Raw genomic sequence first — 14,864 nt, 5'->3', positions numbered from 1 at the left:
TGCATGAAAAAAAGGAATGAACGCGCGCGACAATACCACGCGGCGCCTGTTGTTTGCGACCGTTTCGGTCTGATACCTTCCGGTCCGTGTCCAGGTATTCCGCCTTTTCCCTCCTCCGTCACGCGCTCGATCCCGACCTGCCCTGGCCGCGCGCCTGGCGTTCGCCCGAGCCGAAACGCAGCTACGATGTCGTGATCGTCGGCGGCGGCGGGCATGGCCTCGCGACCGCCCATTACCTCGCCAAGAATCACGGCATCCGCAATGTCGCGATCCTGGAGCGTTCCTATATCGGCTCCGGCAATGTCGGGCGGAACACCACCATCATCCGCTCCAACTACATGATGGGCGCCAATACCGGCTTTTTCGAGCATTCGCTGAAGCTCTGGGAGGGCCTCAGCCACGACCTCAACTTCAACTGCATGGTCTCGCAGCGCGGCCAGGTCGTGCTGGCGATCAGCCCGGTGCAGATGGATGTCTTCGCCCGCCGCGGCAACATCATGCGGTTGAACGGCATCGACGCCGAGCTCCTCGACCGCGGCGAGGTGATGAAGCTCCTCCCCTATCTCGACTATTCGAAGGAGGCGCGCTGGCCGATCTGCGGCGCGATCCACCAGCCGCGCGCCGGCACCGCGCGGCACGATGCGGTGGCCTGGGGCTATGCCCGCTCCGCCGATATGGCCGGCGTCGACATCATCGAGAATTGCGAAGTCACCGGCTTTTCGATCGAGAACGGCCAAGTGACCGGGGTCGAGACCTCGCGCGGCCGCATCCATGCGGGCAAGGTCGCGATCGCCGTCGCCGGCCATACCTCGCATGTGGCGAAAATGGCCGGGCTCAGGCTGCCGGTCGAGAGTCATATTCTGCAAGCCTTCGTGACCGAGCCGATCAAACCGATCGTGCATCACGTCGTCTCCTGGGGCGCCGAGCTGTTCTATCTTTCGCAATCGGACAAGGGCGGCCTGGTCTTCGGCGGGCATATCGACGGCTTCAACACCTATACCCAGCGCGGCCAGTTCGCGAAGATCCGCGACGTCGCCGAATGCGCCGTCTCGCTCATGCCATTCGCCTCAAGGGTTCGCCTGCTGCGGCATTGGGGCGGCATCCAGGACATGACCCCGGACGGCAGCCCGTTCATCTGCAAGACGCCGGTCAAGAATCTCTATCTCAACGGCGGCTGGTGCTACCAGGGCTTCAAGGCGACGCCGGCCTCCGGCTGGACCTTTGCCCACACCATCGCCCATGACGAGCCGCATGAGCTGAACCGCGACTTCAGCCTCGACCGCTTCGAGCAGGGCAATGAGCTCGACGAGTTCGGCATCGGCAACTGGACTTATAAGCAATGAGACTCCCCTGCCCCCATTGCGGCTTGCGCGACTATTCGGAGTTCCGCTACGGCGGCGACGCCTCGAAGCAGCGCCCGAAACACGGCAGCGGCGATCTCAAGGCCTGGCACGATTACTATTTCCTGTTCGACAACCCGAAGGGCCCGCACCGGGAATACTGGCAGCATGTGCTCGGCTGCCGGCGCTGGTTCACGCTCTCGCGAAACACCGCGACGAATGAAGTGGGAGAGGCCAAGTGACCTTCCGGCGCCTCCCCCCCGACAAATTATTGGGCGGCGGACGCATCGACCGCACCCAGCCGGTCGGCTTCACGCTCGACGGCAAGTCCTACCAGGGCTTCGCGGGCGACACGCTCGGCTCGGCGCTGCTGGCGAACGACGTCACCCTGCTCGGCCGCAGCTTCAAGTATCACCGCCCGCGCGGCATCATGTCCGCCGGCGTCGAGGAGCCCAACGCGCTCTTCACCTTGCATGACGGCGCGCGCACCGAAGCCAACATCCCCGGCACCGTGGTCGATCTCACCGAGGGGCTGACGGCGCGGACCCAAAATGCATGGCCCTCGGTCGAGCTCGACGTCATGGCGGTCAACCAATTGGCGGCTCCGCTCTTCCAGTCGGGCTTCTACTACAAGACCTTCATGGGCCCGACCAAGGGCGCCTGGATGTTCTACGAACCCTTCATCCGCCGCGCCGCCGGTCTGGGTGCGGCGACCGAAGCCGCCGATCCGGACCGCTACGAGACCCGCTTCGATTTCTGCGAAGTGCTGGTGATCGGCTCGGGCGCCGCCGGAATCGCCGCGGCGTTGAGCGCCGCCCGCGACGGTGCGCGCGTGGTGCTGGTCGAGCAGGATTCCGCACTCGGCGGCGGGTTGCTGTCCGATCCCGCGCAGGCGGAATGGCTGAGCGCACGCCTTGCCGAGATTGAGCAGGTCGCGAACATCCGCGCGCTGACGCATACCAGTGCCATCGGCCTCTATGACGACAACCTGGTCGTGCTGGTCGAGCGCCGCGATCACCGGCAGCCCGATCCCGCCAAGGGCCAGGCGCGGCAGGTGCTGACCATGCTGCAGGCCAAGGCGATCGTCTTTGCCACCGGCGCCATCGAGCGGCCGCTGGTCTTCGCCAACAACGATCGGCCGGGCGTCATGCTGGCCTCCGCCGTGCGCACCTATCTGAACCGCTTCGGCGTCGCGCCCGCGGGTCGCGCCGTGATCGCGACCAACAACGACACCGCCTATGCCGCCGCCTTCGACCTCGCAGCCCAGGGCATCGAGGTCATCGTCGCCGACAGCCGAGCGACCGTCGCCGCCGATCTCATGCGCCGCAAGGACATCGAGATCCTGGCCGGTACTTCGGTGGTCGATGTGAAGGGCAAAGGCACCCTGCATGCCGTGCTGCAAGGCGCGGAAGAGCGCACCGTCACCTGCGACGTGGTCGGCGTCTCCGGCGGCTGGTCGCCGGTCGTGCATCTGACCAGCCATAACGGAATCAAGCCGCGCTATGACGCGGGCGTCGTCGGCTTCGTGCCGGGCGGCTTTGCACCCAGTCATTTTGGCGCTGGCGCGGTCCTCGGCACCTTCGGCCTCAACGCCGCGATCCGAGAAGGCATGGAAGCCGGCGCCAAGGCCGCCGGCATTGCGCCGCATATGCTGCCCGCAGCGGCCGGTGAAGACCGCCCCTACGCGATCGTACCGACCTGGATGCCACCCAAACGGAAGGGCAAGGCCTTCGTCGATTTCCAGAACGACGTGACGGCCAAGGACATCAAGAACGCGCATCAGGAAGGCTATCACTCGGTAGAGCATCTGAAGCGCTACACCACGCTCGGCATGGGCACCGACCAGGGCAAGACCTCGAACATCATCGCGCTGGCCGAGATGGCGGAACTCCGCGGCCTGCCGCTGGAGCGGGCCGGCACCACCACCTTCCGCCCGCCCTATACCGGCGTCTCCCTGGGTGCCATCGCCGGCCGCACCATCGGCGGCCATTTCCGCCCGACCCGGCGCTCGCCGCTGCACGACTGGCACGCGGCCAATGGCGGCGTGTTCATCGATGCGGGCTTGTGGAAGCGCGCCTGGTATTACACCTGGGCCGGCGATACGCCGGAGACGGCTTACGTCAAGGAGATGGAGCTGGTGCGGCGCGGCGTCGGCATCTCCGACGTCTCCACCCTCGGCAAGATCGACGTGCAGGGACCGGATGCCGCCGAGTTCCTCAACCGCGTCTATGTCAACGGCTTCGCCAAGCTCCCCGTCGGCAAGGCGCGCTACGGCGTGATGCTGAACGACGACGGCGTGGTGCTCGACGACGGCACCACCACGCGCATCTCCGAGACCCAGTTCTACATGACCACGACCACGGCCCAGGCCGGCGAGGTCATGTCCTGGCTCGAATACCTGCTGCAGACCCAATGGACCGACTTGAAGGTCCATGTCGCCTCGCTGACAGACGAATGGGCCGGCATGGCGATCTCCGGGCCGAAATCGCGGGCCGCCCTCGAGCGCGCCTTCCCTGGCGTCGATGTCTCGGACGCGAAGCTGCCCTACATGGGCTGCCTCGACTTCAGCTTCGAAGGCGCACCAATCCGTTTGCTGCGCCTCTCCTTCTCCGGCGAGCTGGCCTATGAGGTGCACCTGCCGGCGGATTTCGCCATCGCGCTCTGGGAGCATTTCCTGAAGACCGGCGCGCCGCTCGGGCTGAAGCCTTACGGCCTCGAGGCGCTGGCCAGCCTGCGCATCGAGAAGGGCCATGTCGCCGGCCTCGAGCTCGACCATCGCAACACGCTGGACGACCTCGGCCTCGGCAAGATGGCGGCCAAGGAGAAGCCCTATATCGGCAAGGAACTCCGGCAGCGCCCGCTCTACCAGGCGCCGGAGCGCTGGAGCCTGGTCGGCCTCGAGCTCTTGGAGCCGGAAAAGCGGCTGCGCGGCGGCGCGATCCTCTTCGCCAAGGATGACGAGATCAAGGGCCATGGCCGCGGCTACATCACCTCGGTCACCTGGTCGGTGGAATTGCAGAAGACCATCGCGCTGGCGCTGTACAACGGCGGCCAGAAGCATATCGGGGAAGAAATCGTCTGTGCCTTCCCCTTGAAGAATGAGCTGACACGCGCGCGGATCGTCAGCCCGCATTTCATCGACCCCGAAGGGAAGCGCCTCCATGCTTGAGAAGCGATCCGCGCTCGCCACCGCGCATCCCTTCGCCTGGGCGGCTCTGACGCTTGGCGAGGTGCGCGACTTCACCCTCACCCAGGTCGCGGGGTTCGGCGGTTTCGAAGCGGATGTTGCCGCGATCGCCGGCGCCCTGCCGCAAGCCAACGATCAGGCGATCGAGAGCAACGGCCGCACCATCTTCCGCACCGGTCCGCAGAGCTTCTGGTTCGTGGGCCCCGCCAACGACGCTCTCGCGGCGAAGCTGGCGGGGAGTGCCGTCGTCACCCCGCTCTCCTCCAGCCGCACCCGGATCTCGATCGAAGGCCGCGCCGCGCGCGACGTGCTCAGGAAGGGCATTCCGACCGACCTGCACGAGAGCGTCTTCACGCCGGGCAGGTTCGCGATGACCGGCCTGCATCACACGCCGGTTCTGCTCCACTGCACCGCGCCGCGGCGCTTCGAGCTCTACGCGATGCGGACCTTCGCGCTGGATGTCTGGGAATGGCTCGAGGACGCCGCGCTCGAATTCAAGTGACGCGCTGATGGCCGGCGTTGGGGCTTGGCTTTCGGGCTCAATCCATATATAATAGTGTGTGAATCGCCGGCCAGCTGCGGCGAAGCTCTTTGCGGGCTTGCATGTACAGTGCATGGACGGATTCCGACCCGCCGCCGATCACTGGGCGTTTATGCTGCACTGCATCGCAGACCGGACGCAGACAAAACACGGCCTCGGACCGACGCAGACGACCGCCCAGACTCTCGTGGAGTCAGATACTTCCGGTGAGAGAATAGCGGCGGGGCGTCCGTGTCGGCGGGAAGATCAAAGCACCCGACTGAGCTTCGCCTGATACTTGCCGGGCGTACCGATGGTCATCGTGTCGCCGGCGACCTCGAACTTCCGCTCCTGCACGCTGCCGAGATAGTCGGCCATGTTGCTGGACTCGACCGTCACGCTGACCTTGTCGCCGCTGACTGAATAGGGGCCGAAATAGCACATCAGCGATTTCGCGATCTCGTCGGGAAAGCCCCCGTCGTTCGGGCTGCGGCCGAGCTGAATGAAGGCATGCCCGGTCGCATCGAACACCGCATAGCCGGTCGGCTCGGCGCCGAGCGGCTGGCCGGCGACGCCATCCTTGTTGAAGCGCGTGAAGGAGACGACACGCCAGGTGCCGATGAGATTGTTTATCGAGGTCATGACGCCGCCTCCTCCTGTCTCGTCATGGCCGGGCTTGACCCGGCCATCTGGTGCCGCGTGGAGAGAGATCCCCGGGTCAAGCCCGGGGATGTCGATTTCTCTGCGACTGTTGCTACGACCGCATCCTCTTCCCCTCGGGGTCGAACGGCGGGTCGATGATGATGGTGGCCTTGCGATTCTCGCCGATGATCTCGATCTCGAAGGCGCCCTGCCCGGTTTCGCCGGCAAGCTCCTTCGGCACATATCCTTGCGCCATCGACTTGTCGACATAATGCGCGTAGCCGCCGGAGGTGACCCAGCCGACCACCTTGCCCTGGTGCCAGATCGGCTCGTCGCCGAGCACGTCGCAATCGCCGGCGTCCACGATCATCGAGACCCGGCGCAGTTTGCCGCCGTTGCGCTTCTCCTCGGTCGCGGCCTCGCGGCCGATGAAATCGTTCTTGCTAAGGTCGATGAAGCGGTCGAGCCCGGCCTCGAACACGCCATAGATCGGCCGCAGCTCGCGATACCAGGTCGGGAAGTTCTTCTCCAGGCGCATCGACAGCAGCGCCCGCATGCCGAAATTGACGATGCCATGCGGCTTGCCGGCCTTCATGATCGCCTGGTAGAGCCGCCGCTGATATTCCGGCGCCACCCAGATTTCGTAGCCGAGGTCGCCGGTATAAGTGACGCGGTTGATCAGCGCCGGGACGTTGCCGATATCCATCGACCGGTGGTCCATGAACTTGAAGGCGGCGTTGGAGACGTCCTCGTCGGTCATCGCCTGCAGCACGTCGCGCGACTTCGGCCCGGCGACCGAGAGGCCGACCAGGCCCATGTCGTAGCGGTGGACCCTGACCGAGCCGTCGGCCGGCAAATGCTGCTCGAACCAGCGCATGTGATATTTCTGCGCCTGGCTGGAGCCCCACATGTAGAACTTCTCGTCGGCCGCTTTCGCAATGGTGAAGTCGCCGATCAGCTTGCCGCCCGGGTTCAGCATCGGGGTGAGGATGATGCGCCCGGTGCGCGGCATCTTGTTGGTCATCAGGCGCGAGAGGAAGCTCTCGGCGCCCGGGCCCTCGAAGCGGTACTTGGCGAAGTTGGCGATTTCGGTGACGCCGACGCCGTTGCGCGTGCCGAGCACCTCTGCCTTCACATGCTTGAAGTCGTTGGAGCGGTGGAAGGAGACGATGTCCTTGGGCTCCACCCCCTTCGGCGCGAACCAGAGCGGGGTTTCCAAACCCCAGGAATCACCCATGACCGCGCCTTGCGCGAGCATCGTGTCGTAGAGCGCCGTGGTCTGCTGCGGACGTGCCGCGGGCAGCTCCTCGTTCGGGAAGCGGACCGAGAAGCGGCGGGCGTAGTTCTCGCGCACCTTCTCATTGGTGTAGCTGCGGGTCGCCCATTCGCCGAAGCGGGCGACATCCATCGCCCAGACGTCGAAGCCGGGATCGCCGTTCACCATCCATTGCGAGAGCGCGAGGCCGACGCCGCCGCCCTGGCTGAAGCCCGCCATGACCGCGCAGGCGCACCAGAAGTTCCTCAGGCCCTGCACCGGGCCGACCAGCGGGTTGCCGTCGGGCGAGAAGGTGAAGGGGCCGTTGATGACGCGCTTGATGCCGGCATTCTCCAGCGCCGGGAAATGCTTGTAGCCGAGCTCGAGATTGGGCGCGATCCGGTCGAGATCCGGCTGCAGCAGCTCCTGGCCGAAGGTCCAGGGCGTTTCGCGCGGCTGCCAGGGCACGCAGGCCTGCTCATAGGTGCCGAGCACCATGCCCTGGCGCTCCTGGCGCATGTAGATCTCGGACTTGAAGTCGATGATATGCGGCAGCTCGTGGCCGCGCTCCTTGTTGTAGGAGATCACCTCCTGCATGTCCTCGGTGACGAGGTACATATGCTCCATGGCGAGCACGGGGAGCTCCAGGCCGACCATGCGGCCGACCTCTCGGGCCCAGAGACCGCCGCAATTGACGACATGCTCTGCATGGATGTTGCCTTGGTCGGTGATGACGTCCCAGCTCCCGTCCTTGCGGGCCTGGAGATCCTTCACGCGGGTGCCCTGGTAGATCTCGGCGCCGGCGATCTTCGCCGACTTGGCATAGGCGTTGGTGGTGCCGTTGGGATCGAGGTTGCCGTCGGCGGCGTCCAGCATGGCGCCGACGAAGTATTGCTCCTCCAGCATGGGATGCATCTTCTTCGCTTCCGCCATGGTCAGCATCTCGGTCTCGAGGCCGAGATAGCGGGCGCGGGCATGGGCCATCTTCAGCCATTCCAGCCGCTCCGGTGTCTCCGCCAGAATGAGACCGCCCGACCGGTGCAGCCCGCAGCTCTCGCCGGAGATCTTCTCCAACTCGTTATAGAGTCCGATCGTGTAGCCCTGCAGTTTGGCGACATTGGGGTCGCCGTTGAGCGTATGAAAGCCGCCGGCGGCATGCCAGGTCGAGCCCGAAGTCAGCCGGTCGCGCTCGACCAGGACCACGTCCTTCCACCCCGCCTTGGTCAGGTGGTAGAGCACGGAACAGCCGACGACACCGCCGCCGATCACGACTACACGGGCTTGAGACTTCATGGATCGATCCTAAGGAGTTGGTGAAAACGGCCTTTTTGGTCCTTGGCGGCAGAGGCTAATCGGCCGAAAACCCCTAAGCCAATGCGTTTTTTGTTACCGAATAAGGGCTTTTCCTGAATTTCCGGATTGTTAGGAATCACCCTATAAGTTCGCCCCATGAGCGACTTCCGCCACCATTTCCGGCTCTGGGCCCTCGGCACCCTGGTCATCATGGTGACTTTGGGCTCGCTGACCGGCTTGCTGTTGCGCCAGTGGCGCGACGGCGAAGCGGCCGGCCCCTCCGGCAGCACCCTCGGGGTCTTCGCCTGCGCCCTGCTCCTCGGCCTGATCGCGGTCTGGTTCCGCAACGGCCACCGGCTCTGGCTCGCCGCCAAGGCGCGTTAGGTGCTAGAACTCCCGGAGTCGTAACCTCCTCCGGCGGAATTTCATGTATCGCGAAAATGTCTTGAAGCGGCGGCTCGCCCAGGGCGAGTCCGTGTTCGGCTGCTGGGTCGATACCGGCAGTTCCACCGTCGTCGAGATCCTCGGCCATGCCGGCTTCGACTTCGTGGTGATCGACCTGGAGCACGGCCAGGGCGATATCGCGACCGCCACCGAGATGATCCGCGCGGCGCAGTTGACCGACATGACCGCGGTCATCCGCGTGCCCTCGAACGATCCCATCTTCCTGAAGCGGATCCTGGAAGTCGGCGCCGACAGCCTGATGATCCCGCAGATCGAAACCGCCGATGAGGCCCGCGCAGCCGTCCGCGCCTGCCGCTACCCGCCCCAGGGCGCCCGGGGCTATGCCGCGCCGGTGGTGCGCGCCTCCTCCTACGGCAAGGTGAAGGACTACATCCACCGCGCCAACGACAACCTGCTGCTGATCCTGCAGATCGAATCCCAGTCCGCAGTGAAACACGCCGCGGAGATCGCCGCCGTCGAGGGCGTCGATGTCGCCTTCATCGGCGTCAATGACCTCGGCGGCTCGATCGGCCGGCTGGAGCAGCTCGACCATCCCGACGTGCGCAAGCTGGTCGCCGAGGCCGAGGCCGCGATCAAGAAGTCCGGCCGCATCATGGGCACGGTGCCCAGCGCCGGCGCGACGCCGAAGGAGCTCTTCGCCGCCGGCTACAAGATGGTGCCGCTGGCGGTCGATGTCGCCCTGCTGCGCGATGCGGCCTTGGCCTGCGTGCGCGACAACGCGCCCTCGGGCAAGACGGTCGGCGAGGCCAAGCGCTACTAGAGGAGCGGCGGCGTCTGGAACAGGCGCACCCGGATGCCGCCATGCGACACCGGATCGCCCGGCGGCCGGAACGGCAGGCCGGTTGCCTCGGCCAGCGGCACCTCGTTGGTGATGATGCCGACCCGCCAGCCGCTGAATCTGGCGAGCAGAACCTGGCCGAGCGCGCGATAAAGCGCGGTTAGTTGCTTGCGATCGCCGATCCGCGCGCCGTAGGGCGGGTTGGCGATCACCAGGCCCGGCTTGCCTTCCGGCGGCGTCAGGTCGCTGATCGCCTGCTGCTTGAATTGGGTCAGTGACGCGACGCCGGCGCGTTCGGCATTGGCCCGGCTCATCGCCACCGCGCCCGCGTCGCGGTCGCTGCCATGGAACTTGACGCCTTCAGGGAGCGCCACGGGCTTGCCGGCACGCAGCCGATTCCAGGCAACGGAATCGAAAGTTTTCAACTGCTCGAAGGCAAAGCGCCGCGACCGGCCAGGTTTCAATCCAGCCGCGATCTCCGCCGCTTCGATGACGAATGTGCCGGAGCCGCACATCGGGTCGACCAGCGGCTCCGCGCCGTCGAAGCCGCATTGCCGCAGGAACAGGGCCGCCAGATTCTCGCGCATCGGTGCCTTGGCAACGGCTTCCTTGTGGCCGCGCTTGTGCAGCGACTCGCCCGAGGTATCGACACTGATGGTGCAGAGGTCGTCGTCGATCCGCACCTTGACCACGACCTCGGCATCTTCGGAGACCTGAGCGCCGAGCGTGTCCTGGATCGCCTTGGTCACGCGCTGAGCCGCGGCGCCCTGGTGATAGATGCGCGAGGCCTTGCAGGACGCCTCGACCCAGAACGGCTGGTCGGCGCGCAGGATCTCACCCCAGGCGACTTTGCGCGATCGCTTGTCGAGCTGGGCCACATGCATCGCGCGAAACTCGGCAATCCGCGCCAGCACGCGGGCGGCGCCGCGCAGTTCCAGGTTCGCGCGCCAGACCTCGGGCCAGCCGCCCTGCACGGTGACGCCGCCCTTGATGATCCTGGGGTCGCGAAAACGCTTCTCGCGCGCCTCGGCGGCGAGCGCAGTTTCCAGGCCCGGCGCGGTCACCAGGAAGATCTCGAAATCGGCGGAAGTCGTCATATGCGCCGGACCCTAGCACAAAGGCCGGGCGATGCACCCCCGACACGGCTAGACCTCGAGGAACCCACGCATCGTCGGCTGCGGAGTTCGGCGGTCAGCGCTCCAGCCAGACCCGGACGTGCTTCTGGTCGTCGTCGTTGCGGCCCCAGAAGAAGCCGTGCTCGTCGTTGTAGCCGCGATATTCGAAGGGCGCGATCTCGGCTTCCGCCAGGGTGATCGCCTCCGCCTTGCTGGGGACACTGCCGGAAAGCAGCGTCTGGTCGCCGCCGATCTCGAGTTTGAAGACCTTGAACATACGAGCCTCCATCCCTGTTTTGATCAGTGTCCGGAAGTTCCTAACCGCCGACAAGTGACAAGACGTCGCTTCAGAACGCCCGAGCGGCGCCTGCGGTTGCTTCGCTTTGTCTTGCGGAGGAAGAACTGGGCTGGCTGGGGCGCCAGGATTCGAACCTGGGATGGCGGGACCAAAACCCGCTGCCTTACCGCTTGGCTACGCCCCAATGCCTGGGATGCGCGGAACGGACCGGATGGGGTCGGTTCGGCGGGCCGCACCATAGTCAAAGGCCGGGCGGTCTGCAACTTCCCAGAAACCACCCCTAAGTGCATAGGACAGCACGAAGATTCGCTTCCGACCGGCGTAGCTTACAGTAAATGCATCGTGACGCCGCCCGGATCAGGCGAGGATGCAGCCGGCGCATCCGGTCTGGTGCGAGCGGGGTGGCAATGCTGCGGATCTCGATTGCGGTCTTCGGGCTGTTGCTGACCCTGTCGGCCCTGACACCTCTTGCCGCCCAGACCCAGGCGCCGGAACCGGCGCAGCCCCAAATCCGCGAGTTGCTGCGCCTGCTCGAGGATCCCGGGGTCAAGGCCTGGCTGCAGTCCCAAGGCACCGCCGCCACGGCGAAGCAAGCCGAAGCTGCCGCGGACAGCCCCATGGCTTCGCCTTCCGGATATTTGGCCGGGCGCATCGCCGCCTTCCACCAGCACCTGACCGGCCTCGTCCAGGCCTGGCCGACCCTGCCCGACCAGTTTGCCGCCGCCGTCGCGACCTTCCGCGGCGAGATGGAGGGCAGCCGGTTCTGGCAAGTGCTGATCCTGGTCGTGCTTTCCGTGACGATCGGCTTGGTGGCGGAGGCGCTGCTCAAGTCCCGCGCCCTCGGGATCACGCCCTGGATCGAGGGCCAGATCCGGGCCGGGACGCGGCTCAAGTCCGCCGGCCTGCGGCTCGCCGTGGCGGTCGCGCAGCTGCTGGCTTTCGCGCTCGGCAGCTTCGTGATCTTTGCGCTGATCGACCTCCCGCCCATGATGCGGCAAAGCCTCGCGGGCTATCTCTTCGTCTTTGTCCTGGCGCGGGCGGCGCTGCTGCTCTGCCGCTTCTTCACAGCACCGGACGATCCGCCACAGCGCCTGCTGCCGATCGACAGCGCCGCCGCCCACCACTGGTCGCGCCGCCTCGCGATCATGGTCGGCTGGTTCGCCTTCGGCTGGGTGACGGCGACGCTGCTCACGCATTTGGGCTTCTCCCTGTCGGGGCGGCAGCTGATCGCCTATTTGCTCGGCCTGGTGCTGCTGGCGCTCTGGCTCGAAGCGGTCTGGCGGCGGCCGGAAACCCAGGACGCACGGCGGCGCGCCATCAGCCTGTTGCTTTCGGCCTATGGCCTGCTGCTCTGGCTGCTCTGGGCGGCCGGGTTGATGGCGGTGTTCTGGCTCGCAGTCGTCGCCTGCGCGTTGCCATTCGCGATCCGGGTTTCCCACAGCGCGGTCACAAGCCTGATGCCGCCCGCGGATGCCGCAACCAGGGAGTCGCAAGCCGCGACCGCCTATCGCGTGCTGGCCGAGCGCGGCTTGCGCGCCGGCCTCGTCATCGCCACGGTGCTGCTGTTGGCCCATGCCTGGCACTTCGACCTTACCAGCCTGACCGCCAACGACACGCTTGGGACGAGGCTGCTGCGCGGCGGCGTCAGCGCGATCATCCTGTTTCTCGCCGCGGACATCGCCTGGCGCATCACCCGCGCGCTGATCGACTACAAGATCAACGAAGGCCCGGGCGACACGCTGCCGGCCGCGGCCAAGCGCTCGCGGCTGCGGACGCTGCTGCCTATCCTCAGGAACGTTCTGTTCGTCATGCTGTTCACCATGGCCGGCCTGATGGTGCTCTCTTCGATGGGCGTGCAGATCGGGCCCCTGCTGGCCGGCGCCGGCGTCGCCGGTGTCGCGATCGGCTTCGGCGCGCAGACCCTGGTCAAGGACATCATTTCCGGCGTGTTCTACCTGCTGGACGACGCGTTCCGGGTCGGTGAGTACATCCAGAGCGGCAGCTACAAGGGCACGGTGGAATCCTTCTCCTTGCGCTCGGTGAAACTCCGGCACCACCGCGGGCCGCTCTACACCGTACCCTTCGGCGAGCTCGGCGCGGTGCAGAACATGAGCCGCGACTGGGTGATCGACAAGCTTACCGTCACCATCACGTATGACAGCGATCTGGCGAAAGCGAAGAAGCTGATCAAGCAGATCGGCAAGGACCTGGCCGCCGAGCCCGATTTCAAGCCGCACATCCTCGAGCCATTGAAGATGCAGGGCGTCGAGCAGTTCGGCGATTACGGCATCCAGATCCGCATGAAGATGATGACCAAGCCGAACGAGCAGTTCACCATCCGCCGCAAGGCGCTGGCGCAGATCAAGACTGCGTTCGACGAGAACGGCATCCGCTTCGCCTCGCCGACCGTCCGGGTCGCCGAGGGCGGCAGCGTCGCGGCGGCGGCACAGCAGGCGGTCGCGCTGGCAAAGCCCGCCGCGCCGCCGGCCTAGTCCTCAGCGCCGGACGCGGAAGTTCTCGAACTGCCAGGGATCCTTGCGGTCGAGATTGGGCTCGGGGAAGAGCACGTCGCGGTCCTTCAAGGGCGTCCAGTCCGACCAGCAGCCGACCACCGGCCCGAGATAGGGCCGGCAGACCTCCATGATGTAGTCGTGGTCGATGTCCTCGGGCTCGACCACGCCACGGTCCGGGTTCTGGATCAGCCACATGGCGCCGGCCAGGACCGGAGAGGCGATCTGCGGCGAGGTCGCGTTGAACTCCGGCCCCATGACCCGGCGCGCCTCGTGGATCGAGAGCTGCGAGCCGTACCAATAGGCGCCGAAATCGCCCATCAGCAGGCAGCCCAGCTCGTCGATTCCGTCCTCGATCTCCTCGCCCAGCAGGCGCACGTCGTCCTGCATCTTGAAATTCTTCATCTGGAACTCACGCACCGACAGCACCGCGTCGTTGCACGGGTGATAGGCGTAATGCACGGTCGGGCGATAGACCGGCTTGCCCTTCTCGGTGACGGTGAAATAGTCCGCCGTGCTGATCGATTCGCCGTGGGTGATGAGATAGGCGATCATCGGCCCGCCATGCGGCGTCCAGGAGCGCATCTCGGTGATGCAGCCGGGCTGGCGCAGGAAAATGCCCGCCTTGCAGCCAACCTTGTGCTCGACGGCATTCTCCGGAAGCTTCTTCTCATGGGTGCCCCAACCCAATTCGGCGGGCTGGCAGCCCTCGCCGACGAAACCGGGGATCGACCAGGTGTTGACGAACTCGTTCGGCCGCTTCGGCACGGCGGAGACCTGCAGGTCATGCTCGGCGACATGGATCACCTTCACGCCGCAGCTCTGCATCAGCTTGGCCCAGCCCTCGCGCGTGGTCGGCTTCTTGGCGTCGAGGCCACGGAACCGTGCCACGTCGAGCAGTGCCTGCTTGATGAAATGCGAGATCAGGCCCGGGTTGGCGCCGTGGGTCAGCAGTGCTGAGGGGCTGCCCTTCTTGAACTTCTTGCCGAGCTCGAGCGCGGAGTGGCGCAGGAAATAGTTGGTGCGCTCCTCCTCCGGGATCTTGGCGTTGTCGTAATAGCCGGCCCAGGGCTCGATGCAGGTGTCGAGGTAGAGCACGCCCGCCTTCGCGCACCATTCGATGAGGGCGAGCGAGGAGACCTCGACCGAGAGATTGAGGATGAGATCGCCCTTGCCGACATACTTCGCCAGCGTCTTCGCCAGGTTGTGGTCGAACAGCGGGTTGACCACGTAGTTCAAGCCCTGGGCGATGAAGCGCGCGGCGTCGGCGGAATTGTCGACCGCATCAACCACCGTGATCCGGCTCATCGGCATGTCGAAATGGCGCTCCAGGAGCGGCATCGTGCAACGGCCGACGGAGCCGTAGCCGATCATGAGAATGCGGCCCTTGTACGGGAACTTGGCGGTCATCCCCCACCTCTTCTAAGAAAGACAGAAGGGGTCCCGTTACGGGAAATCGCC

At 65.8% G+C, this 14,864-nt stretch carries 12 protein-coding genes and 1 tRNA gene; 7 read left to right on the top strand and 6 right to left on the bottom strand.

All coding sequences use genetic code 11. The features are described from left to right. Positions 1 to 86: 86 nt before the first annotated feature. From ACYQ4T_RS00535 to ACYQ4T_RS00520, 4 genes are read left to right on the top strand one after another with little or no spacing between them, the layout of a single operon-like run. On the top strand, positions 87 to 1,343 hold the full coding sequence (locus ACYQ4T_RS00535; protein WP_459849862.1) for a sarcosine oxidase subunit beta family protein: 1,257 nt from the start codon (positions 87 to 89) through the stop codon (positions 1,341 to 1,343). Further along, positions 1,340 to 1,582 (top strand): sarcosine oxidase subunit delta, encoded by a 243-nt coding sequence (locus tag ACYQ4T_RS00530; RefSeq protein WP_459849860.1) that lies wholly within the window; start codon positions 1,340 to 1,342, stop codon positions 1,580 to 1,582. Before ACYQ4T_RS00535 ends, ACYQ4T_RS00530 begins: the two co-directional genes overlap by 4 nt. Then, on the top strand, positions 1,579 to 4,509 hold the full coding sequence (locus tag ACYQ4T_RS00525) for a sarcosine oxidase subunit alpha family protein (protein ID WP_459849858.1): 2,931 nt from the start codon (positions 1,579 to 1,581) through the stop codon (positions 4,507 to 4,509). The genes ACYQ4T_RS00530 and ACYQ4T_RS00525 overlap by 4 nt, the downstream gene beginning before the upstream one ends. Further along, positions 4,502 to 5,029 carry a sarcosine oxidase subunit gamma gene (locus tag ACYQ4T_RS00520; protein WP_459849856.1) on the top strand — a complete coding sequence of 176 codons (528 nt, stop codon included), beginning with the start codon at positions 4,502 to 4,504 and terminating at the stop codon, positions 5,027 to 5,029. Before ACYQ4T_RS00525 ends, ACYQ4T_RS00520 begins: the two co-directional genes overlap by 8 nt. Before the next feature lie 285 nt (positions 5,030 to 5,314). Here ACYQ4T_RS00520 and ACYQ4T_RS00515 read toward each other — a convergent pair whose 3' ends face one another. Then, positions 5,315 to 5,689, bottom strand: a complete 375-nt coding sequence (locus tag ACYQ4T_RS00515) for a lipocalin-like domain-containing protein (protein WP_459849854.1) — start codon at positions 5,687 to 5,689, stop codon at positions 5,315 to 5,317. A gap of 112 nt (positions 5,690 to 5,801) precedes the next feature. Continuing rightward, positions 5,802 to 8,237: a GcvT family protein gene (locus ACYQ4T_RS00510; RefSeq protein WP_459849852.1), complete on the bottom strand. Its 2,436-nt coding sequence runs from the start codon at positions 8,235 to 8,237 to the stop codon at positions 5,802 to 5,804. Positions 8,238 to 8,393: 156 nt separating this feature from the next. On the opposite strand from ACYQ4T_RS00510, the gene ACYQ4T_RS00505 reads away from it, so the two are divergent. Next, entirely contained in the window at positions 8,394 to 8,621 is a 228-nt protein-coding gene (locus ACYQ4T_RS00505; RefSeq protein ID WP_459849850.1) for a hypothetical protein, read from the top strand. 43 nt (positions 8,622 to 8,664) lie between these two features. Beyond that, entirely contained in the window at positions 8,665 to 9,462 is a 798-nt protein-coding gene (locus ACYQ4T_RS00500) for an HpcH/HpaI aldolase family protein (RefSeq protein WP_459849848.1), read from the top strand. Here ACYQ4T_RS00500 and ACYQ4T_RS00495 read toward each other — a convergent pair. From ACYQ4T_RS00495 to ACYQ4T_RS00485, 3 genes are all read right to left on the bottom strand, one after another. Beyond that, complete coding sequence (locus ACYQ4T_RS00495) at positions 9,459 to 10,577, bottom strand: THUMP domain-containing class I SAM-dependent RNA methyltransferase (RefSeq protein WP_459849847.1); 1,119 nt, start codon at positions 10,575 to 10,577, stop codon at positions 9,459 to 9,461. The genes ACYQ4T_RS00500 and ACYQ4T_RS00495 overlap by 4 nt on opposite strands. A gap of 94 nt (positions 10,578 to 10,671) precedes the next feature. After that, complete coding sequence (locus tag ACYQ4T_RS00490) at positions 10,672 to 10,872, bottom strand: hypothetical protein (RefSeq protein WP_395018880.1); 201 nt, start codon at positions 10,870 to 10,872, stop codon at positions 10,672 to 10,674. A gap of 131 nt (positions 10,873 to 11,003) precedes the next feature. Beyond that, positions 11,004 to 11,077: transfer RNA gene (locus tag ACYQ4T_RS00485), tRNA-Gln, on the bottom strand. 223 nt (positions 11,078 to 11,300) lie between these two features. On the opposite strand from ACYQ4T_RS00485, the gene ACYQ4T_RS00480 reads away from it, so the two are divergent. Continuing rightward, on the top strand, positions 11,301 to 13,385 hold the full coding sequence (locus ACYQ4T_RS00480; protein WP_459849845.1) for a mechanosensitive ion channel domain-containing protein: 2,085 nt from the start codon (positions 11,301 to 11,303) through the stop codon (positions 13,383 to 13,385). 3 nt (positions 13,386 to 13,388) lie between these two features. On the opposite strand, the gene ACYQ4T_RS00475 is transcribed toward ACYQ4T_RS00480, so the two are convergent. Beyond that, positions 13,389 to 14,813, bottom strand: coding sequence for a homospermidine synthase (locus ACYQ4T_RS00475; RefSeq protein ID WP_459849843.1), 1,425 nt, complete (start codon positions 14,811 to 14,813; stop codon positions 13,389 to 13,391). Positions 14,814 to 14,864: the final 51 nt, after the last annotated feature.

This window comes from Dongia sp. agr-C8 (genome assembly GCF_054658695.1).
Note: the sequence above shows the minus strand (reverse complement) of the source record. Positions and strands in the feature narration are given on the sequence as shown.